This window comes from Pseudomonas sp. 11/12A (genome assembly GCF_000800055.1).
Classification (GTDB): Bacteria; Pseudomonadota; Gammaproteobacteria; order Pseudomonadales; family Pseudomonadaceae; genus Aquipseudomonas; species Aquipseudomonas mohnii.
In genome coordinates, this window is record NZ_JUGV01000001.1 from 6,436,387 (window position 1) to 6,458,364 (window position 21,978).

At 60.2% G+C, this 21,978-nt stretch carries 17 protein-coding genes and 1 pseudogene; 9 read left to right on the forward strand and 9 right to left on the reverse strand.

The genetic code is table 11. The features are described from left to right. Window positions 1-11 precede the first annotated feature (11 nt). From GQ39_RS29380 to GQ39_RS29390, 3 genes are all read right to left on the reverse strand, one after another. A complete protein-coding gene (locus tag GQ39_RS29380; RefSeq protein ID WP_047537611.1) occupies window positions 12-1,445 on the reverse strand; it encodes an OprD family porin in 1,434 nt (477 codons plus the stop codon). A gap of 172 nt (window positions 1,446-1,617) precedes the next feature. After that, window positions 1,618-3,219 (reverse strand): ABC transporter substrate-binding protein, encoded by a 1,602-nt coding sequence (locus GQ39_RS29385; RefSeq protein WP_047537615.1) that lies wholly within the window; start codon window positions 3,217-3,219, stop codon window positions 1,618-1,620. 466 nt (window positions 3,220-3,685) lie between these two features. Then, window positions 3,686-4,402 carry an SIMPL domain-containing protein gene (locus tag GQ39_RS29390; RefSeq protein WP_047537618.1) on the reverse strand — a complete coding sequence of 239 codons (717 nt, stop codon included), beginning with the start codon at window positions 4,400-4,402 and terminating at the stop codon, window positions 3,686-3,688. Window positions 4,403-4,708: 306 nt separating this feature from the next. Here GQ39_RS29390 and GQ39_RS29395 point away from each other — a divergent pair, with 306 nt between their 5' ends. The 9 genes from GQ39_RS29395 (at window position 4,709) to GQ39_RS29435 (ending at window position 16,348) form a co-directional block, all read left to right on the forward strand. Then, a complete protein-coding gene (locus GQ39_RS29395) occupies window positions 4,709-5,971 on the forward strand; it encodes an ATP-binding protein (RefSeq protein ID WP_047537621.1) in 1,263 nt (420 codons plus the stop codon). Next, on the forward strand, window positions 5,964-6,524 hold the full coding sequence (locus tag GQ39_RS29400) for a response regulator transcription factor (protein ID WP_047537624.1): 561 nt from the start codon (window positions 5,964-5,966) through the stop codon (window positions 6,522-6,524). The genes GQ39_RS29395 and GQ39_RS29400 overlap by 8 nt, the downstream gene beginning before the upstream one ends. 97 nt (window positions 6,525-6,621) lie before the next feature. Then, a complete protein-coding gene (locus GQ39_RS29405) occupies window positions 6,622-8,349 on the forward strand; it encodes an ABC transporter ATP-binding protein/permease (protein ID WP_047537627.1) in 1,728 nt (575 codons plus the stop codon). A gap of 190 nt (window positions 8,350-8,539) precedes the next feature. Continuing rightward, entirely contained in the window at window positions 8,540-9,289 is a 750-nt protein-coding gene (locus GQ39_RS29410; RefSeq protein WP_177329342.1) for a FadR/GntR family transcriptional regulator, read from the forward strand. 393 nt (window positions 9,290-9,682) lie between these two features. Further along, window positions 9,683-10,594 carry a 5-dehydro-4-deoxyglucarate dehydratase gene (gene kdgD, locus GQ39_RS29415; protein ID WP_047537632.1) on the forward strand — a complete coding sequence of 304 codons (912 nt, stop codon included), beginning with the start codon at window positions 9,683-9,685 and terminating at the stop codon, window positions 10,592-10,594. 75 nt (window positions 10,595-10,669) lie between these two features. Continuing rightward, on the forward strand, window positions 10,670-12,115 hold the full coding sequence (locus tag GQ39_RS29420) for an aldehyde dehydrogenase family protein (RefSeq protein WP_047537635.1): 1,446 nt from the start codon (window positions 10,670-10,672) through the stop codon (window positions 12,113-12,115). 168 nt (window positions 12,116-12,283) lie between these two features. After that, window positions 12,284-13,657 carry an MFS transporter gene (locus GQ39_RS29425; protein WP_047537638.1) on the forward strand — a complete coding sequence of 458 codons (1,374 nt, stop codon included), beginning with the start codon at window positions 12,284-12,286 and terminating at the stop codon, window positions 13,655-13,657. Window positions 13,658-13,668: 11 nt separating this feature from the next. Beyond that, window positions 13,669-15,222 (forward strand): galactarate dehydratase, encoded by a 1,554-nt coding sequence (garD, locus tag GQ39_RS29430; protein ID WP_047537641.1) that lies wholly within the window; start codon window positions 13,669-13,671, stop codon window positions 15,220-15,222. Between the two features lie 184 nt (window positions 15,223-15,406). After that, window positions 15,407-16,348, forward strand: a complete 942-nt coding sequence (locus tag GQ39_RS29435; protein ID WP_047537643.1) for an AEC family transporter — start codon at window positions 15,407-15,409, stop codon at window positions 16,346-16,348. Window positions 16,349-16,444: 96 nt separating this feature from the next. On the opposite strand, the gene GQ39_RS29440 is transcribed toward GQ39_RS29435, so the two are convergent. The 6 genes and pseudogenes from GQ39_RS29440 to gatC form a co-directional block, all read right to left on the reverse strand. Then, complete coding sequence (locus GQ39_RS29440; protein ID WP_047537646.1) at window positions 16,445-16,825, reverse strand: carboxymuconolactone decarboxylase family protein; 381 nt, start codon at window positions 16,823-16,825, stop codon at window positions 16,445-16,447. After that, window positions 16,822-17,883, reverse strand: a complete 1,062-nt coding sequence (locus GQ39_RS29445) for a calcium/sodium antiporter (RefSeq protein ID WP_047537650.1) — start codon at window positions 17,881-17,883, stop codon at window positions 16,822-16,824. Before GQ39_RS29445 ends, GQ39_RS29440 begins: the two co-directional genes overlap by 4 nt. A 50-nt stretch (window positions 17,884-17,933) precedes the next feature. After that, window positions 17,934-18,308 (reverse strand): septal ring lytic transglycosylase RlpA family protein, encoded by a 375-nt coding sequence (locus tag GQ39_RS29450; RefSeq protein WP_047537653.1) that lies wholly within the window; start codon window positions 18,306-18,308, stop codon window positions 17,934-17,936. Window positions 18,309-18,451: 143 nt separating this feature from the next. Continuing rightward, a pseudogene (gatB, locus tag GQ39_RS29455) lies at window positions 18,452-19,900 on the reverse strand (Asp-tRNA(Asn)/Glu-tRNA(Gln) amidotransferase subunit GatB); the annotation flags it as partial. Between the two features lie 146 nt (window positions 19,901-20,046). Next, window positions 20,047-21,498 (reverse strand): Asp-tRNA(Asn)/Glu-tRNA(Gln) amidotransferase subunit GatA, encoded by a 1,452-nt coding sequence (gene gatA / locus GQ39_RS29460; protein ID WP_047537658.1) that lies wholly within the window; start codon window positions 21,496-21,498, stop codon window positions 20,047-20,049. Between the two features lie 16 nt (window positions 21,499-21,514). After that, complete coding sequence (gene gatC / locus GQ39_RS29465) at window positions 21,515-21,802, reverse strand: Asp-tRNA(Asn)/Glu-tRNA(Gln) amidotransferase subunit GatC (RefSeq protein WP_047537661.1); 288 nt, start codon at window positions 21,800-21,802, stop codon at window positions 21,515-21,517. Window positions 21,803-21,978 lie beyond the last annotated feature (176 nt).

Here is a 21,978-nt window from a genome sequence, read left to right on the forward strand (position 1 = left end):
GGCAGGCGTGTTTACAGAATGTTGAACGGCACCGTGGTCACGAGACGGAACTCGTTGATGCTGCCGTCAGCCTGGTTTTCGCTGGCACGGTGCGCGGTGTAGGTCGCGCGAACGGTGGTGGCCTTCAGCGGACCGCTTTGTACGGCGTAGGAAGCGCCGATGCCGTATTCGTAATGGGTTTCGCCATCCATCGACTGAATGCCGTCGTAACCCTTGCCCGCTACACCACCGTTGCCGGTGTAGTGAGTGCCGTCGATGCCCCAGCCGCGAGCCTGGTAGATGTTGAACTTCAGGCCTGGCACGCCGTATTCGGCCATGTTCAGACCGTAGGCAATCTGGAACGATTTTTCGTTCGGGCCGTTGAAGTCCGACAGCAGGGAGTTGGCCAGGTAGATGCCGTTGGTTTCGTGCAGGTAGTCGAAGTACTCGTTACCGTTCACTTCCTGGTACGAGAAGGTGAGGCTATGAGCCTGGTGAGCCAGGCCCAGCGACAGGGAGTAGGTGTCGTTGTCGATTTTGCCGATCAACGCCTTACCTTCGTCCTTGGTCTTGTAGTAGTTCAAACCGGTGGTCAGGCTCAGGACCTGGCTATCGCCCAGCACGTGGCTGGCGCCGAAGTAGTATTGGTTCCAGATGTCTTCGGCCTGGGTGGCCCAGAGGCTGGTGGTCAGGCTGGCAAACGGGGTGTAGGTGAGACCGCCGGTGTAGACGTGGTCGGTTTCAACGATGCCGTTGGCGTATTCGGTACGGAATTTACGCTGGCTTTCTTCGGTACGTGGTGAGTTGCGATCGAACGTGGCCAGGTCGAAAGCCAGGTTGTTCAGCTCTTCACTGTGGATCGCCACACCTTCGAAACTCGAAGGCAGCGCACGGTTGCCGATAACGTCGACCATCGGGCTGCTGAAGTTCATGCGGCCAGCGGTCAGGGTGGTGTTGGAGACACGGGCCTTGACGTTGGCCAGGCCCAATTTGCTCCACTGGCCTTGAGCGTCACCGCCTTCGGTGGTCAGGGTACGGTTGTTGCCCGCGCCTGGGCGTGTGCCCGGTGCGCCGCCGTTATTGGAGGCCAGGTCCTTGCGGTCCCGATCCAGTGCGATGGCGTTGTAGGCTGCCACTTCAGTGCTGAAACCGACAGTGCCTTCGGTGAAGCCCGAGTTGTACTTGACGATGGTGCCCTGAACCCAGTTGATCCGGCGGTCGGTCGGGGTCGAAACGCCGTCCTTCTTGTACTGGAACTTGCCACCGCGTTGCAGTTGCTCGTTGGCGTACCAGTTACGGGTAGTGCCGCTAATCGACTGGCCTTCGAGAAAACCAGTGGCGTCGCTTTGAGCATTCTTCTCATTCACAGTAACCGGGGTGTAGGCCTGGCTCTGGGGTTCTGCGTACGCCGTGGCGGTAACGCTGCTGATGGCCAAGGCCAGTATCGCGGTGCTGCTCAGTTTCATGGGTAAAGCTCCTTACTTTCTTTTTTTATGCCGTTCTTTTTTGATGAGCCGGCTATTTGCTTTGGAACTCAATGCACGCATCGCAAACGTTTGCTGTATGCCTTATGGGCGAATTACGGCAACACGCTTGCGTGAGGGCGCAAGGCGCCCCCGGCGATGTAGCTACACGGTTTTACTTTTCGATGCTGACACCCGAGAAGACGTTGCGACCGAACGGGCTCACCTTGAACCCTTCGATTTTGGCGCTCAACGGTTGGTTGACCGTCGAGTGGGCGACTGGCGTGATCGGCACTTGCTGCTTGAGCAACTGCTGCGCCTGTTTGTAAAGCTCGGTGCGCTGGTCATGGTCGGTCACGACCTTGGCCTGCTTGATCAGCTTGTCGTAAGCCGGATCGCACCACATGGAGTAGTTGTTGCCACCAATGGCATCGCAGCTGTAGAGCGTGCCGAGCCAGTTGTCCGGGTCACCGTTATCACCGGTCCAGCCGATCAGGCTGATGTCGTGCTCGCCATTCTTGGTGCGCTTGATGTATTCGCCCCATTCGTAGCTGACGATCTTGACCTTGAGACCGATCTTCGCCCAGTCAGCCTGGAGCATTTCGGCCATCAACTTGGCGTTGGGGTTGTACGGTCGCTGAACCGGCATGGCCCACAGGGTGATCTCGGTACCTTCTTTCACGCCGGCAGCCTTGAGCAATTCTTTGGCTTTTTCCGGGTTGTAGGCGGCGTCCTTAATGGTGTCGTCGTAGGACCATTGGGTCGGCGGCATGGCGTTGACGGCCAGTTGTCCTGCGCCCTGGTATACGGCGTTGAGAATGCCTTGCTTGTTCACCGCCATGTCCAGTGCCTGGCGCACTTCAAGCTGGTCGAACGGTTTGTGGCGCACGTTGTAGGCGATGTAGCCGAGGTTGAAGCCGGGTTTCTCGATCAACTGCAGCTTCGGGTCGCTTTTCAGTGCGGTCACATCGGCAGGGCGCGGGTGCAGGGTGATCTGGCACTCATTGGCCTTGAGTTTCTGCACGCGTACCGACGCATCGGTGTTGATGGCGAAGATCAGGTTGTCGAGCTTGACCCGGCTCGGGTCCCAGTACTGCTTGTTGCCGGTGTAACGGATATTCGAGTCTTTCTGGTAGCTCTTGAACACGAACGGCCCGGTGCCGATCGGTTTCTGGTTGATGTCGCTCGGCTTGCCTTCGGTTAGCAGCTTGTTGGCGTACTCGGCGGAAAGGATGGCGGCGAAGCTCATGGCGATGTTCTGGATGAACGCGGCATCGACGTCTTTGAGGGTGAACTTGACAGTGTGGTCGTCGACTTTATCGATCTTGGTGATGTTGGTGTCCATCCCCATGTCGGTGAAGTACGGGAATTCGGTCGGGTACGCTTTGCGGAACGGGTCATCCTTGTTAATCATGCGATTAAAGGTGAACAGCACGTCGTCGGCGTTGAACTCACGAGTGGGCTTGAAGTACGGGGTGGTGTGGAACTTGACGCCTTCACGCAAGTGGAAGGTGTAGGTCAGGCCGTCATCGGAGACGTCCCACTTGGTCGCCAGCCCAGGAACTACGGCGGTGCCGCCTCGCTCGAACTGGGTCAAACGGTTGAACATGGTCTCGGCTGAGGCGTCGAAGTCGGTTCCGGTGGTGTATTGACCCGGATCGAAACCGGCCGGGCTCCCTTCGGAGCAGAACACCAGGTTAGTCGCAGCTTGGGCGAAAGGCGCGGCCGCTAATAAGCCGGCACCTAATAGAAACGGAATGACCGCGTGTTTAAGCATGGTGGCCTCATGATTTGTTGTCATTTTTTGATTTTGAGGACGACCTCGTGAGTCGTGCCTGCGGATACTTATGCAGGGGCCATACCCAATGCAAGATCCAGAGTGACTACAAGCCTTAAACAGTGGCACGAACGTACCTTAATGTCGCATATGTATAAAATTTGACGCATTTGACCGTTTGCGCGGTGTTTTTATCGTGCTAGCGGCGCCCCTTTTTGGTGCATCAAGGCCTTTGGGGCGCCCGTGGGTGGGGCGAGGTGTTACCTATTTATACCCCTGTCCCTCAGTGGGGGCTGGGGTAAATGGGAGCCATTATTGTTGCCAGGCTCATGAGCAAGATGTACGAAGTGCAACTGCGATAGTTGTCTGGGTATTCCTGTTTATTTCCAGAATCAGCATAGACGTCGGTTTGCAAAAAAAAAGGCGATCACTTGAATGATCGCCTTTTTTGCCTACCGGTTTTGAATCAAGGCATGAGCACTTCAATCGAACCGTCGGCAGTCATGCTGACCTGGCTGGTGCCCGCTTCCACTTCCGGCGTGACCGGAGCGGCGTCCATGCTGGCAGCTTTCATCATCATCGGTGCGCGCATGTACGGTTGTGGATAGCCGTTGCTGTTGAGGTTCAGGTTGACGATCTTGTAACCCTTGCCCCCCAGTGCATCAGTGGCCAGTTGGGCGCGGGCCTTGAACGCGGTCACGGCGTCCTTGAGCAGGGCGTCTTCGCTGGCCTTGCGGGTTGGCGTGGCAATGGCGAAGTCCATGCCGCCCATCTTCAGGTCGGTGAGCAGTTCGCCGGTGAGTTTCGACAGTGCGGCGAAGTCCGGGCTTTCCAGGCGCAACTCGGCGCGTTCGCGCCAGCCAGTGATTTTTTGACCCTTGGTGTCATAGATCGGGTAGCTGTTGCGGCTGCCCTGGCGCAACGTGATGTCCTTGACCTGTTTGGCCTGGGCCAGCGCCTTGTTCATGGTGGTGCTGACATCGGCGGCGAGTTTGGCCGGGTCACTGTTTTGTTCTTCGGTGTAGAGGGTCACGATCATCAGGTCGCGAGCCACTTCCTGACTGACTTCGGCGCGCAGTGAAATCTGGTTGTAATGAAGCTCGTCGGCAGCCAGGGCCGGGAGGCTGGCGATCGCGCCAATGCTCAGGGCGAGGAGGGCGGCGCTGCGGCGGAATGTGTGCATGAAAGCTCCTTGGAAGGGTGCGCAGGGCTCTGTTCCGGGCCTGCGTGAAACCATCAGACTCTAGCCTCTATGATCCGGTTCGCACAGTTACAACTTCTATACAGATACACATGCCCCCTGTAGGAGCGAGCCTGCTCGCGATGAACCTGAGAGCACCGAGGGGTGCCAGGTTCCCAGCGTCACCGTTGACGACCATCGCGAGCAGGCTCGCTCCTGCATGTGGCCGTTTGCCGCACTTTTTCCTGTCAGCCCCCGCGCTTGGTTATACTCCCGGCGATCCGCCTGGAGCGCTCATCAGGAGAGCTCATGCTCGCCCCCGTTCAAATTACCTCCGCAACTCGCCAGAATCTCTGGCGGCTGACGTTCATCCGCACTTTAGTGTTGGCCGCCCAGGCCGGCTCCGTGGGCCTGGCCTACTGGTTTGAATTGCTGCCGTTGCCCTGGTTCCAGCTGGCGGCGACCCTCGGTTGCTCGATGCTGTTGTGTGCGTTCACGGCGATTCGCCTGCGTACGTCATGGCCGGTGACAGAACTCGAATACGCCTTGCAACTGGCCTGCGACCTGTTTATCCACAGTGCCTTGCTGTACTTTTCGGGCGGCTCGACCAACCCGTTCGTGTCTTATTACCTGGTGCCACTGACCATCGCGGCCGTGACATTGCCGTGGCGTTATTCGGTGATTCTGTCCGGTATCGCATTGACGATGTACACCCTGTTGCTGGCGCGCTTTTATCCGTTACAGACCTTCCCGATCGCTCGGGAAAACCTGCAGGTTTACGGGATGTGGCTGAGTTTTGCCCTCGCCGCGGCGGTCATCACCTTCTTCGCCGCGCGCATGGCCGAAGAGTTGCGCCGTCAGGAAGAACTGCGCGCCATTCGCCGCGAAGAAGGACTGCGCGACCAGCAATTGCTGGCCGTGGCCACCCAGGCGGCCGGCGCCGCCCATGAACTGGGTACGCCACTGGCGACCATGAGCGTGTTGCTCAAGGAAATGCGCCAGGATCACCACGACCCGATGCTGCAGGACGACCTGAGCGTGCTGCAGGATCAGGTCAAGCTGTGCAAAGAGACCTTGCAACAACTGGTGCGCGCCGCCGAAGCCAATCGCCGCCTGGCCGTGGAGATGCAGGACGTCACCGACTGGCTTGATGAGGCACTGAACCGCTGGCACCTGATGCGCCCGGAAGCCAGCTATCGCTTCCAGCGCCTGGGTCAAGGCAAGGTGCCGCGCATGGCTCCACCGCCGGACCTGACCCAGGCCCTGTTGAATTTGCTGAACAACGCCGCCGATGCCTGTCCCGAGGGCCTGCAAGTGACGCTGGACTGGGATGCGGATAACCTGACGATCAGCATTCGCGACCACGGAGCCGGTGTACCGCTGGCCATCGCCGAGCAGATTGGCAAGCCATTTTTTACCACCAAGGGCAAAGGTTTCGGCCTGGGCCTGTTTTTGAGCAAGGCCAGCGTGACACGCGCCGGCGGCTCAGTGAAACTCTACAGTCATGAGGAAGGCGGCACGCTCACCGAGCTGCGCCTGCCCCGTGTCGCCCGAGGAGACCAACATGAGTGACGAAATCCAAGTCGAAGGCGAAGAACTGCCGCATTTGCTGCTGGTCGATGACGACGCAACATTTACCCGCGTCATGGCTCGAGCGATGGCTCGCCGTGGTTTTCGCGTCAGTACCGCCGGTTCCGCCGAAGAAGGCCTGGCGATGGCCCAGGCCGATCTGCCGGACTACGCCGCCCTGGACCTGAAAATGGACGGCGACTCGGGTCTGGTGTTGTTGCCCAAATTGCTGGAAATGGACCCGGAAATGCGCGTGGTGATCCTCACGGGTTACTCGAGCATTGCCACCGCCGTCGAGGCGATCAAGCGCGGTGCCTGCAACTACCTGTGCAAACCGGCGGATGCCGACGACGTTCTGGCCGCGCTGCTTTCCGAGCATGCCGACCTCGACAGCCTGGTGCCGGAGAACCCGATGTCGGTCGACCGTCTGCAGTGGGAGCATATCCAGCGCGTCTTGACCGAGCACGAAGGCAACATCTCCGCCACGGCCCGCGCCCTGGGCATGCATCGCCGCACGCTGCAGCGCAAACTGCAGAAGCGCCCCGTTCGCCGCTGAACCTGTGCTGAACGAATGCGGGTAGCTCCTCGCGACAAACCGAACCGATCATCTATGATCGGTTCGTGCGTGTTTTTTTCTTTATCGAGCCTTTTCCATGAATCAGAACGCTGAATATTCTGCGGTCAACGACGCGGTGCGCGGGCAGTTTTTTCGCAAAGTGTGGGCGATGACCACGCCTTACTGGCGTAGCGAAGAGAAGGGCAAGGCCTGGACGTTGCTGATCGCCGTGATTGCCCTCTCGTTGGTCAGCGTCGGGATCTCGGTGTGGTTCAACACCTGGTACAAAGACTTCTACAACGCCCTGCAGAAGAAGGATGAGGCGTCGTTCTGGACGTTGATCCTGTATTTCTGCGCCATTGCCGCGGTGGCGATTATCGGTGCGGTGTACCGCCTTTACCTGACCCAGATGCTGACCATACGGTGGCGGGCCTGGCTCACCGAAAAGTATTTCGCCCGCTGGCTCAGCGACAAAAATTACTATCGGCTGGAGCAGGGCGGTTACACCGATAACCCGGACCAGCGGATATCGGAAGACCTCAACAACTTCACCTTGAACACGCTGAGCCTGGGCCTTGGGCTGATTCGCAATATTGTCAGCCTGGTGTCGTTCTCGATCATCCTGTGGGGTGTATCAGGCAGTATTGAAGTGCTCGGCTTCACCATTCCCGGCTACATGTTCTGGTGCGTGCTGGTGTATGCCGCGGTCGGCAGTTGGCTGACGCATTTGATCGGTCGTCGTTTGATCGGCCTGAACAACCAACAACAACGCTTCGAAGCCGACCTGCGTTTCTCCATGGTCCGGGTCCGTGAAAATGCTGAAAGCATTGCGTTGTACAACGGCGAGCCCAACGAAAACCGCCGCCTGAGCAGTCGTTTCGGGATGGTTTGGCATAACTTCTGGGACATCATGAAGGTGTCCAAGCGTCTGACGTTCTTCACGTCCGGTTACAGCCAGATTGCGATCATTTTTCCGTTCATGGTCGCGGCGCCGCGTTACTTCTCCGGCAAGATCGAACTCGGTGAACTGATGCAAATCAGCTCGGCTTTCGGCAACGTCCAGGAGAGTTTCAGCTGGTTTATCAGTGCGTACCAGGACCTCGCTTCCTGGCGCGCCACCTGTGATCGTTTGTTGAGCTTCCGTCAGGCCATGGTCGATAACGAAGAGCGTGTCCCGGCCATCGACGTGCAGAATCAAGGGGATGCATTGCAGGTGCACAACCTCGGCCTCGATCTGGCTGACGGTCGCCATCTGCTGACCAATGCCGAGATGACCGTGGAGGAGGGCGAGCGCGTGATGCTCAGCGGTCGCTCCGGCAGCGGCAAGTCGACCTTGCTGCGGGCGATGGGGCATCTGTGGCCGGCGGGCCACGGCAGTATCCGCCTGCCGGCGGCGCGCTACCTGTTCCTGCCGCAGAAACCCTATCTGCCGATTGGTACGTTGCGCGAGGCATTGAGTTATCCACAGGCCGGCGATACCTACCCGAACGAGCGCTACGTGCACGTACTGGAAACCTGCCGACTGCCGCATCTGGTGGCGCGCCTCGATGAAGCCAATCACTGGCAGCGTCTGCTGTCGCCAGGTGAGCAGCAGCGCCTGGCCTTCGCCCGTGCCCTGATTTATGCGCCGCAATGGTTGTACATGGACGAAGCGACGTCGGCGATGGATGAAGAGGATGAGGCTTCGCTGTATCAGGCGCTGATCGATGAGTTGCCGGGACTGAGCATCATCAGCGTCGGCCATCGCAGCAGTCTCAAGCGTTTCCATCCGCGGCACATTCGTATCGAGAATGGCCGCCTGGTGGACCAGGCCGTGACCGCCTGAACACCGCATTCCCTGTAGGAGCGAGCCTGCTCGCGAGGGTGGCTAACGATAACGCGTGCCACCTGAGTACACGCGGCGCTCGCCAGTCCATCGCGAGCAGGTTCGCTCCTACACAGGGTGATGGGTGATCGTACAACCGTGTTGAGCTATGATGCGGTTTCAACCGAATTTTTCGAGACAGATGTTCACCATGGAAAACCTGAACGACACACCACGCCTCCCTCGCAAGCGCCGCAGCCTCGCGCAGGAACTGGTGACGGTGCTGTCCGAGCAGATCCGCGACGGCCACCTCAAGCGTGGTGACAAGTTGCCCACCGAGTCGGCGATCATGGATGCCCATGGCGTCAGCCGCACGGTGGTGCGCGAGGCGATTTCCCGTCTGCAGGCGGCGGGGCAGGTGGAAACCCGCCACGGTATCGGCACCTTCGTTCTCGACACCCCGAGCCCGAGCGGTTTCCGTATCGATCCGGCAACAGTGGTGACCTTGCGTGATGTGCTGGCCATCCTGGAGCTGCGCATCAGCCTGGAGGTGGAGTCCGCCGGTCTGGCCGCGCAACGTCGAACCCCTGAGCAGTTGGCGTTGATGCGCGCGGCACTGGATGCCTTGAATGAAAGCGTCTCCCACGCCGGCGATGCCGTGGCCTCGGACTTCCAGTTCCACCTGCAAATCGCCCTGTCGACCGGCAACCGCTACTTCACCGACATCATGACCCACCTGGGCACCAGCATCATTCCGCGCACTCGCCTCAATTCCGCGCGGCTGGCCCACGATGACCAGCAGCACTACATGAATCGCCTGAGCCGCGAGCACGAAGAAATCTACGATGCGATTGCTCGCCAGGATTCCGATGCGGCCCGCGCGGCCATGCGTTTGCACCTGACGAACAGCCGCGAGCGGTTGCGTCATGCCCATGAAGAGGCAGAGGCGCAGCGGGGGTAAGCAATCTACCCCTGTGTCATTCATCGTCTGAGTTACCGCTATCGCGAGCAGGCTCGCTCCCCCATTTGACTTGCGGTGAACACGATTTGTGCGCACCCAAATCCCTGTGTGGGAGCGAGCCTGTTATCAGCCATTTCCCACATCCCCCTGCTTGTTTGCTCAGTCCATCAATCTTCTGACAACGTATCTCTATTGAGCCGGCGTCTGCCCCGCTTTTCCTGCCCCAATAGCCGCTGAACCCCCTATCTCGCCTGACTCTTGTCGAACAATTTTCACCCACGGCGATGAAATGCAGTTGACGGTTATATTTTAAGTTGTACGATGACCTACAACTTCAGCAAAGGCTGAACGGTTTTCTCACACACAAACGTCGCTACCCAGGGTGTTCGAATAATGAATCCACAAGAACTGAAGTCCATCCTCTCTTCCGGCCTGTTGTCTTTCCCGGTCACCGATTTCAATGCCCAGGGCGATTTCCACCGCGCTGGCTACATCAAGCGTCTCGAATGGCTGGCCCCATACGGCGCCTCGGCTCTGTTCGCCGCCGGCGGCACCGGTGAGTTCTTCTCTCTGGCGGCCAGCGAATATTCGGAAATCATCAAGACGGCGGTCGACACTTGCGCCACCAGCGTGCCGATTCTGGCCGGTGTTGGCGGTTCGACCCGTCAAGCCATCGAATACGCGCAGGAAGCTGAGCGTCTGGGCGCCAAGGGCCTGTTGCTGTTGCCGCATTACTTGACCGAAGCCAGCCAGGACGGCGTTGCCGCCCACGTTGAAGCCGTGTGCAAATCGGTCAACATCGGTGTCGTGGTCTACAACCGTAATGTTTGCCGTCTGAACGCGCCGCTGCTGGAGCGTCTGGCAGAGCGCTGCCCGAACCTGATCGGCTACAAGGACGGCCTGGGTGATATCGAGTTGATGGTGTCGATCCGCCGCCGCCTCGGTGACCGTTTCAGCTACCTGGGCGGCTTGCCGACCGCCGAAGTCTACGCCGCTGCCTACAAGGCACTGGGCGTGCCGGTCTACTCCTCGGCGGTGTTCAACTTCATCCCGAAAACCGCGATGGACTTCTACCACGCGATCGCGCGTGACGATCACGCCACCGTTGGCAAGATCATTGATGACTTCTTCCTGCCATACCTGGACATCCGTAACCGCAAAGCCGGTTACGCCGTGAGCATCGTCAAGGCCGGGGCAAAAATTGCCGGTTACGACGCGGGCCCTGTGCGTGCTCCGCTGACCGATCTGACGGGCGAAGAGTACGAAATGCTCGCCGCGCTGATCGACAAGCAGGGCGCGCAGTAACACATCCGGTTTAACGGGGCCGCTGGGTATTCAGCGGCCTTTTGCGTGAGATCTTTTTGTTTCGAGGGCAGTCCCGTGACAAATGCAAAGCGTTTCGACAACTACATCAACGGCGAATGGGTCGCGGCCAGCGATTACGCGACCAACATCAACCCGTCCGAGCTCAGCGATGCCATCGGCGACTACGCCAAGGCTGACCTGGCCCAAGTCCACGCCGCCATCGATGCCGCCCGTGCCGCGTTTCCGGCGTGGTCCACATCCGGCATTCAGGCGCGTCACGATTCCCTGGATAAAGTCGGCACTGAAATTCTCGCCCGTCGCGATGAGCTCGGCACATTGCTGGCTCGGGAAGAGGGCAAGACCCTGCCCGAAGCCATTGGCGAAGTGACCCGCGCCGGCAACATTTTCAAGTTCTTCGCCGGTGAATGCCTGCGCCTGTCCGGCGACTACCTGCCGTCGGTACGCCCGGGCGTCAACGTTGAAGTCACTCGCGAAGCACTGGGTGTGGTCGGTCTGATTACCCCGTGGAACTTCCCGATTGCCATCCCGTCGTGGAAAATCGCCCCGGCCCTGGCCTACGGCAACTGCGTCGTGCTCAAGCCTGCGGACCTGGTGCCAGGTTGCGCCTGGGCCCTGGCGGAAATCATCTCCCGCGCGGGCTTCCCGGCTGGCGTGTTCAACCTGGTGATGGGCAGCGGTCGCGTGGTGGGTGATGCACTGGTCCACAGCCCGAAAGTCGACGGCATCAGCTTCACCGGTTCCGTGGGTGTCGGTCGTCAGATCGCCGTCAGCTGCGTGTCGCGCCAGGCCAAGGTCCAGCTGGAAATGGGCGGCAAGAACCCGCAGATCATTCTTGACGACGCCGACCTCAAGCAAGCGGTCGAGTTGTCGGTACAGAGCGCGTTCTACTCCACCGGCCAGCGTTGCACCGCGTCGAGCCGCTTCATCGTCACCGCCGGCATCCACGACAAGTTCGTCGAAGCCATGGCCGAGCGCATGAAGTCGATCAAGGTCGGCCACGCGTTGAAAGCGGGCACCGATATCGGTCCGGTGGTTTCCCAGGCTCAACTGGAACAGGACATGAAGTACATCGACATCGGCCAGTCCGAAGGTGCGCGTCTGGTCAGCGGCGGTGGCTTGGTGACCTGCGACACCGAGGGCTACTACCTCGCTCCGACGCTGTTTGCCGACAGCGAAGCGGCGATGCGCATCAGCCGCGAAGAGATCTTCGGCCCGGTGGCCAACGTGGTTCGCGTCGCGGATTACGAAGCGGCATTGGCCATGGCCAACGACACCGAGTTCGGTCTGTCGGCGGGCATCGCCACGACATCGTTGAAGTACGCCAACCACTTCAAGCGCCACTCCCAGGCCGGGATGGTGATGGTCAACCTGCCGACCGCTGGCGTGGATTACCACGTTCCGTTCGGCGGGCGTAAAGGTTCGTCCTATGGCTCCCGCGAGCAAGGCCGCTATGCGCAAGAGTTCTACACGGTCGTGAAGACCAGTTACATCGGCTCGTAAGGCAATACCCCCTGTAGGAGCGAGCCCTGCTCGCGATGGTCTTGAAGTCGCCACGGTCAACCTGATGCCCCGCGTCATCGTTGAACACCATCGCGAGCAGGGCTCGCTCCTACAGGGGGCGCACCCGTTTTACCCGCGCATAAAAATAATCAGTGGGAGTACATCTACATGCAATCGACCAAGCCGACTCACGTCCGCTATTTGATCCTGCTCATGCTGTTCCTGGTGACCACGATCAACTACGCCGACCGGGCTACCATCGCCATTGCCGGCTCCAGCCTGCAAAAAGACCTCGGCATCGACGCGGTCACCCTTGGCTATATCTTCTCTGCATTCGGTTGGGCCTACGTGGCCGGGCAAATTCCCGGGGGCTGGCTGCTGGACCGTTTCGGCTCGAAAAAAATCTATGCCTTGAGCATCTTCACCTGGTCGCTGTTCACCGTCCTGCAGGGTTATGTCGGTGAGTTCGGCATGTCCACGGCGATTGTCGCGCTGTTCATGCTGCGCTTCCTGGTGGGCCTGGCCGAAGCGCCGTCCTTCCCCGGCAACGCGCGTATCGTGGCGGCCTGGTTTCCGACCGCTGAACGCGGCACGGCATCGGCGATCTTCAACTCCGCTCAATACTTCGCCACGGTACTGTTCGCGCCGCTCATGGGCTGGATCGTCTACACCTTTGGCTGGCAGCATGTGTTTGTCGTGATGGGCAGCATCGGTATCGTGTTCTCTCTGATCTGGCTGAAAGTTATCCACAGCCCGCGTCAGCACCCGATGATCAATGACGCCGAGTTCAAGCACATCGCCGAGAACGGCGGCATGGTCGACATGGACCAGGACAAAGGCAAGGGCAAGGGCAAAAAGGTCGACGGGCCAAAGTGGGACTACATTCGCCAGCTGTTGACCAACCGCATGATGCTCGGCGTTTACCTCGGCCAATACTGCATCAACGGCATCACTTACTTCTTCCTGACCTGGTTCCCGGTGTACCTGGTGCAAGAGCGCGGCATGACCATCCTCAAGGCCGGCTTCATTGCCTCGTTGCCAGCGATCTGCGGTTTCATTGGCGGGGTGCTCGGCGGGGTGATTTCCGACTACCTGCTGCGCAAGGGGCATTCCCTGACGTTCGCCCGCAAGGCGCCGATCATTGCCGGCCTGCTGGTTTCCAGCAGCATCGTGGCGTGTAACTACGTCGATATCGAATGGATGGTCGTGGGCTTCATGGCGCTGGCGTTCTTCGGCAAGGGCGTGGGCGCGCTGGGCTGGGCGGTGGTCTCCGATACTTCGCCGAAACAGATCGCCGGTTTGAGCGGTGGCCTGTTCAACATGTTTGGCAACCTCGCCTCGATCACCACCCCGATCGTGATCGGTTACATCATCAGCTCTACCGGATCGTTCAAGTGGGCACTGGTGTTTGTCGGTTGCAACGCATTGGTCGCGGTGTTCAGCTATCTGGTCATCGTCGGTCCGATCAAACGCGTTGTGCTCAAAGAACCACCGATGGGCGGTCCTGAAATGAATAACAAGTTGTCTCAAGCGCATTCCTGAGGAGCGGCGTCATGCAGTTGATTGAACATTCCGATTCGCCGCGCTACATCCGCCTGCACGAGCGGGACAATGTGGTGATCGTGGTCAACGATCAGGGCGTACCGGCCGGCACCGAGTTTGCCGATGGCCTGGTCACCGTGGATTTCGTGCCACAGAGCCACAAGGTCACCCTGGTAGACATTCCCGAGGGAGGGCAGGTGATCCGTTACGGCCAGACCATTGGCTACGCCTTGCAGCCGATCCCGCGTGGCAGTTGGGTCAAGGAGGACCAATTGCGCATGCCCACCGCGCCACCGCTGGACAGCCTGCCGCTGTCCACCGAAGTGCCGGCCGCGCAAGCCCCGCTGGAAGGCTATACCTTCGAGGGTTATCGCAACGCCGACGGCACGGTTGGCACGCGTAACATTCTCGGCATCACGACCACGGTGCAGTGCGTTACCGGCGTGCTGGACCATGCGGTCAAGCGCATCAAGGACGAGTTGCTGCCCAAGTACCCGAACGTCGATGACGTGGTGGCGCTGACCCACAGTTACGGCTGCGGCGTGGCGATCACCGCCACCGATGCCTACATCCCGATTCGCACGGTGCGCAATCTAGCGCGCAACCCGAACCTGGGAGGCGAGGCCTTGGTGATCAGCCTGGGCTGCGAGAAATTGCAGGCCGGGCAAGTGATGCACGAGAACGACAGCTCGGTGGATTTGAGCGAACCCTGGTTGTATCGCCTGCAGGACTCCAGTCACGGTTTTACCGAGATGATCGAGCAGATCATGGCGCTGGCCGAGACCCGTTTGAAGAAGCTCGATCAGCGCCGTCGGGAAACCGTGCCGGCGTCCGAGCTGATCCTGGGCATGCAATGCGGTGGCAGTGATGCGTTCTCCGGGATCACCGCCAACCCGGCCCTGGGCTACGCCTCGGACTTGCTCTTGCGTGCGGGTGCGACGGTGATGTTCTCCGAAGTGACCGAAGTGCGCGACGCGATCTACCTGCTGACTTCGCGCGCGCAAACCAGGGAAGTCGCTCAGGAGCTGGTGCGGGAAATGGACTGGTATGACCGTTACCTGGCCAAGGGGGAGGCGGATCGCAGCGCCAACACCACGCCGGGCAACAAGAAGGGCGGGTTGTCGAACATCGTCGAGAAATCCTTGGGGTCGATCGTCAAGTCCGGCAGCAGTGCTATCACTGGCGTGCTCGGCCCTGGCGAGCGCTTCAAGCAAAAAGGCCTGATCTTCTGCGCAACGCCGGCCAGCGACTTTGTCTGCGGGACCTTGCAACTGGCGGCAGGGATGAACCTGCACGTGTTCACCACCGGTCGTGGCACGCCTTATGGCTTGGCCATGGCGCCCGTGGTGAAGGTATCGACCCGCACTGAGCTAGCACAGCGCTGGCCAGACCTGATCGACATCGACGCGGGGCGAATCGCCACCGGACGCGCCTCCATCGAGGACCTCGGCTGGGAGTTGTTCCACTACTACCTGGACGTGGCCAGCGGCAAGAAACAGACGTGGGCCGAAAAGCACAAGCTGCATAACGACATCACCTTGTTCAATCCGGCGCCAATCACGTAAGACCGCGTCGGCTGCATCGCTGGCAAGCCAGCTCCCACAGGAATCTTCTGCGTTGCATAAGACGTATGAACACCGAGGAACCTGTGGGAGCTGGCTTGCCAGCGATAGCGTTCTACCAGACGGCGAGGGACTTGCTGGCTTATCATTAGCCCCCTAACGACGCTCACCCAAGGTTATCCACGGCATGCTGGCCATTTTCCTCGAAACCCTGAACATCACCGCCCCGGTGTTCGCCATGCTGTTTCTGGGGGTGCTGCTCAAGCGCATCAATTGGATCAACGATAACTTCATCCATACTGCGTCGGCGTTGGTGTTCAACGTCACCATGCCGGCGTTGCTGTTTCTCGGCATCCTGCACGCCGACCTGCACGCCGCGCTGCAGCCAGCGCTGCTGATTTATTTCTCCCTCGCCACCCTGGTGTGCTTTGCCATCGCCTGGGGCTGGGCGATTTTCAAGTGCCCGCGAGAAGACCGAGGAATCTACACCCAAGGCGCATTTCGCGGTAACAACGGGGTCATCGGCCTGGCGCTGGCGGCGAGCATGTACGGCGATTACGGGATTTCCCTGGGGGCGATTCTCGCGGCGCTGGTGATCCTGTTTTACAACACGCTGTCGACCATCGTGCTGGCGGTTTACAGCCCGGTGATCAAGTCCGATCCGTGGAGCATTTGCAAAAGCGTGTTCAGCAATCCGCTGATCATCAGCGTGATCGCGGCGGCACCGTTTGCCTACTTCAAGATAGGTTTGCCGGGATGGCTGGAAACCTCCGGCCAGTACCTGGCGCAGACCACCCTGCCGTTGGCATTGATCTGCATTGGCGGCACGTTGTCGCTGGCGGCGATGCGCAAGAGCGGCCCGATGGCGCTGAGTTCAAGTCTGGTGAAGATGCTCGGCCTGCCGATACTGGCGACGCTCGGCGCGTGGCTCTGGGGCTTTCGTGGCGCGGAGCTGGGGATTCTGTTCCTGTACTTCGGCAGCCCGACGGCGGCGGCCAGTTTTGTCATGGCCCGGGCAGCCAATGGCAACCATGAACTGGCGGCGGCGATCATCGTCATTACCACGTTGATGGCGGCGGTCACCACCAACGTCGGGATCTTTTTGTTGCAGTGGGGCGGGTGGATCTAGTCGCTGAAGCGTCGGTGCTTTTTAGGGCCTCATCGCGAGCAGGCTCGCTCCCACATTTGGAATGCATTCCCTGTGGGAGCGAGCCTGCTCGCGATGTCACTCCGGCTTCTGGTAGGTATCAATCACTTCCTGCGCCGCCCGAAACGCGTCGATCGCCGCCGGCACGCCGGCATACACCGCGCAATGCAACAGCGCTTCACGAATTTCTTCCACGGTGCAGCCGTTGTTCAGCGCGCCGCGCACGTGACCTTTCAATTCCTGCGGGCACTTCAGCGCTGTCAGGGCGGCGAGGGTGATCAGGCTGCGGGTTTTAAGCGGCAAGCCTTCGCGGCTCCAGACGCTGCCCCAGGCGTGTTCGTTGACGAAATCCTGCAGCGGCTGGGTGAACTCGGTGGCGTTGCCCAGCGCGCGGTCGACGAAGGCGTCGCCCATCACTTGGCGGCGTACTTCAACGCCGGTCTTCTTGTTCTCGGTCATGGCAATTCTCTCTTGTGGTGTTGGCGATGCCAGGCGCGCAGCGACGTGAACAGCAAAAACGCCACCAGCGCCGGCAGGACGAAAAACAGCATCAGGTGTTCAAGCTTGCCCGCCAATGGCATGCCGGTGGTGAACGACACCACGTGCAGGCCGTAAGCCAGATACAAACCCAGAAACAGCAAGCCCTCGGCGCGGGTCACCCGGTAGCCGGAATAGAACACCGGCAGGCACAGCGCGGCGACGCCGAGCATCACTGGCAGGTCGAAATCCAGGGCATTGGGCGATACCGATAGGGGTGTCGGCGCGACCAGTGCGGTAAAGCCCAAAACGCCCAACAGGTTGAACAGGTTGCTGCCAATGACGTTGCCCACCGCGATCTCCCGTTCGCCACGGGAGGCGGCGATCAGCGAGGTCGCGAGCTCCGGCAGGGAAGTGCCGATGGCGACGATGGTCAGGCCGATGATCCGTTCCGACAGTCCCAAATCAGTGGCGACCGCAACCGCCGCGCCCAACAATAAGTGGCCGGCGTACACCAGCATTGCCAGGCCGGCAATGATCATCATCAGACTTTTTAACCATGGCGCTTGCACCGGGTGCTCATGAGTCGACTGCGGACGCGCCGAGTGCTTCGACTGACGCAGCAACAGGCCCAGGTACAGCAGCAGTGCGGTCAGGAGAATGACGCCATCGGCACGGGTCAGCTCTTCATTCCAGGCCAGCACGAACAACAGCAGGCTGGCGCCGATCATCAGCGGAATATCCAGGCGCACCAGTTGCCGTGAAACTCGCAGGGGGATGATCAGCGCCGACAGTCCGAGGGTCACGAGGATATTGAAAATGCTGCTGCCGATCACGCTGCCGACGGCAATGTCGGCGTTATGCGCCAGTGTGGCCTGCAGGCTGATGGCCATCTGCGGTGCGCTGCTGCCGAGGGCGACGATGGTCAGGCCGATGATCAGTGGTCGCACATGCAGGCGCGCGGCCAGGCGCACGGCGGCACGTACCATCAGTTCGGCGCCGGCAATCAGCAGCACCAGGCCGCTGAGCAATTCGATCACGCTGATCAGGGGTAAATCGGCTAGTCCGAAGATGGTCGGGGCTCCGTTTGTCAGTCGTCGAGGGCTTGCACGCGAACCCGCGCAGTGCCGCTCTTGAGCATGCCCAGGCGTTCGGCGGCCTCATGGGACAGGTCGATCAGGCGCCCACGGGTATGCGGCCCACGATCGTTGATGCGGACCACGCAGGATTTGTCGTTGTTCAGGTTGGTGACCTTCACTCGCGTGCCGAAGGGAAGCTGGCGATGGGCGGCGGTCAGGGAATTCCGGTCGAAACGCTCGCCGCTGGCGGTGCGTTTACCTTGGTGTTTGGCGCCGTAGTACGAGGCCATGCCGGTCTTGTCGTAGCCGTGTGGGTCGACGATATCGTTACTCGCGCAGCCGGCGAGGAGGGAAAGGAGGGCGCAGGCGCCGAGCAGACGTTTCATTCGAAGGTTTCCCGAAACAAACTGTAGGAGCGAGCCAGCTCGCGATGGAGGGTCAGCCACATCGGGGCCAACTGACTTTCCATCGCGTGCAGGCTCGCTCCTACAAGGTTTTGAGCCAGGTTTAAAAACTGGCTCCATTTCTATCAGCCTTCGAGCTTGCTTTTCAGCAATTCGTTCACTTGTTGCGGGTTGGCCTTGCCTTTGGAGGCTTTCATGGCCTGGCCGACGAAGAAGCCGAACATCTTGCCGCGCTTGGCTTCGTCTGCCGCACGGTACTGCTCGACTTGCTCGGCGTTGGCCGCGAGCATTTCGTCCAGCACCGCCGAGATGGCGCCGGTGTCGGTCACTTGCTTCAGGCCGCGCTTGTCGATGATCTCGTCCGCGCTGCCTTCGCCGTTGGCCATGGCTTCAAACACAACCTTGGCGATTTTGCCCGAGATGGTGTTGTCCTTGATCCGCAGCAGCATGCCGCCCAGTTGCTCGGCGGAAACCGGCGACGCTTCGATGTCCAGGCCTTGTTTGTTGAGCAGGCTGCCCAACTCGACCATCACCCAGTTCGCTGCCAGTTTGGCGTCGCCGCTGATGCTGGCGACTTGCTCGAAGTAGTCCGCCTGCTCGCGGCTGGTGGCCAGCACGTTGGCGTCGTACACCGACAGACCGAACTGCTCCTGGAAGCGCTCGCGTTTCTGTGGTGGCAATTCCGGCAGGGTGGCGCGCACGTCATCGAGGAACGCGTTTTCAATCACGACGGGCAGCAGGTCCGGATCGGGGAAGTAACGGTAGTCGTTGGCTTCCTCTTTGCTGCGCATTGGACGGGTTTCGTCCTTGTTCGGATCGTACAGGCGGGTTTGCTGGATCACCTTGCCGCCGTCTTCGATCAGTTCGATCTGACGCTGGATTTCGCTGTTGATCGCCTTCTCGATGAAGCGGAACGAGTTGACGTTCTTGATCTCGCAGCGGGTGCCGAACTCGGCCTGGCCTTGCGGACGGATCGACACGTTGCAGTCGCAACGCAGCGAGCCTTCGGCCATGTTGCCGTCGCAGATGCCCAGGTAACGCACCAGTGCGTGGATCGCCTTGACGTAGGCCACGGCTTCCTTGGCGCTGCGCATGTCCGGCTCGGAAACGATCTCCAGCAACGGAGTGCCGGCACGGTTCAGGTCGATGCCGGTGGCACCGTTGAACTCCTCGTGCAGGCTCTTGCCGGCGTCTTCTTCCAGGTGCGCGCGGGTGATGCCGACACGTTTGACCGTGCCGTCTTCCAGGGCGATGTCCAGGTGGCCCTTGCCGACGATCGGCAATTCCATCTGGCTGATCTGGTAGCCCTTGGGCAGGTCCGGGTAGAAGTAGTTCTTGCGGGCGAACACGTTGTGCTGGCCGATCTCGGCGTCAATCGCCAGACCGAACATCACCGCCATGCGCACCGCTTCCTGGTTCAGCACCGGCAATACGCCGGGCATGCCCAGGTCGATCAGGCTGGCCTGGGTGTTCGGCTCGGAGCCGAATGTGGTGGAACTACCGGAAAAGATTTTCGACCGGGTGGTGAGCTGGGTATGAATCTCCAGCCCGATCACGACTTCCCATTGCATGTGTGTCTCCTCAGAAGCCTTTGCTGGGGATTTTGAAACGTCGCGAGCGAAGGTAAGGCAAGGCGAAAACTGGCGAGTAAGCGGAGTTGACTTTAGTCAATGAGCATTACGAGCCAGTTTTCAACGCAGCATTACCGAGCGCAGCAGTTTCAAAACCCCTGCGGGGTGCGGGTGTGCCAGTCAGTGTTTAACTGATACTGGTGGGCAACGTTCAACAGGCGACCTTCCTGGAAGTACGGAGCGAGCAGTTGCACGCCGACCGGCAAGCCATCGACAAAACCGGCAGGCATGGACAAGCCCGGCAGGCCAGCGAGGTTGGCGGTGATGGTGTAGACGTCTTCCAGGTACGCAGCGACCGGGTCGCTGTTCTTGGCGCCGAGCTTCCAGGCCGGGTTCGGCGTGGTTGGGCCGAGGATGATGTCGACCTCGTTGAAGGCCGCCATGAAGTCGTTCTTGATCAAGCGACGGATTTTCTGCGCCTTCAGGTAGTAGGCATCGTAGTAACCGGCCGACAGTGCGTAGGCGCCAACCATGATCCGGCGCTGCACTTCCGGACCGAAGCCTTCGCCGCGGGAGCGTTTGTACAGGTCTATCAGGTTGACCGGGTTTTCGCAGCGGTAGCCGAAGCGCACGCCGTCGAAACGCGACAGGTTGGAAGAGGCTTCCGCCGGGGCGATCACGTAGTACGCAGGGATCGCGTGCTGCATGTTCGGCAGGCTGATTTCCTTGATCACGGCGCCGAGCTTTTCCAGCTCCTTGACGCTGTTGTGAATCAGATCGGCGATGCGCGGGTCGAGACCGGCGCTGAAATACTCTTTAGGCACGCCAATGCGCAGGCCTTGCAGCGAGCCGTTGAGGCTGGCGCTGTAGTCCGGCACGGGCTCGTCGATGCTGGTGGAGTCGTTCGGATCGAAGCCGGCCATACCCTGCAACAAAATGGCGCAGTCTTCGGCCGTGCGCGCCAACGGGCCACCCTGATCGAGGCTCGAGGCGTAGGCGATCATGCCCCAGCGCGAAACGCGACCGTACGTCGGTTTCAGACCGGTAAGGTTGGTCAATGCGGCGGGCTGACGAATGGACCCGCCCGTGTCGGTGCCGGTGGCTGCCGGCAACAGACGAGCGGCAACGGCCGCGGCCGAACCGCCGGACGAACCGCCAGGCACGTATTCCAGGTTCCACGGGTTTTTCACGGCGCCGTAGTAACTCGATTCGTTGGCCGAACCCATGGCGAATTCGTCCATGTTGGTCTTGCCCAGGGTCACGGCCCCGGCGGCGGCCAGCTTGGCGACGACGGTGGCGTCGTACGGTGCTTTAAAGTTGTCGAGCATCTTCGAGCCGCAGCTGGTGCGGATACCCTGGGTGCAGAACAGGTCTTTATGGGCGATCGGCGCGCCGAGCAGGGCGCCGCTCTCACCGTTGGCCCGGCGGGCGTCAGCGGCTTTCGCCTGCGTGAGCGCCAGGTCCTCGGTGAGGCTGATGAAACTGTTGAGCTGTGGATCGAGCTGGGCGATACGCGCCAGCAGGACTTTGGTCAGCTCTTCGGAGGAAAACTTTTTATCGGCGAGTCCGCGGGCGATCTCGGCCAGAGTCAATTGATGCATTGCAGGCTCTTTCCCTTTAGTCGATGACTTTCGGAACCAGGTACAGGCCGTTTTCGACCGCTGGTGCGATGGACTGGTAAGCCTCGCGATGATTGGTCTCGGTCACGACGTCTGCACGCAGGCGCTGGCTGGCTTCCAGTGGGTGGGCGAGCGGTTCGATACCGTCGGTATTGACCGCCTGCATTTCGTCGACCAGCCCGAGAATGCTGTTGAGGGCTGAAGTGATATGTGGAAGATCGGCTTCATTGAGGCCCAGACAGGCCAGATGAGCGATTTTTTCCACGTCGGAGCGTTCAAGCGCCATTGGGATTCTCCAGTGGAAAACAGAACGGACGGCGTCCGTGTGTTAGATTGTCGGAACACTACCGCACTTCTACGGTCATAAGGCCGCGATTGTGGGGCTTGGTGCACAGAAAAGCGGCCAATTTAACATATTGGCGCCTTGCCCAAAATCCCTGTCGTTGTTAGAGTTTGCCGCAC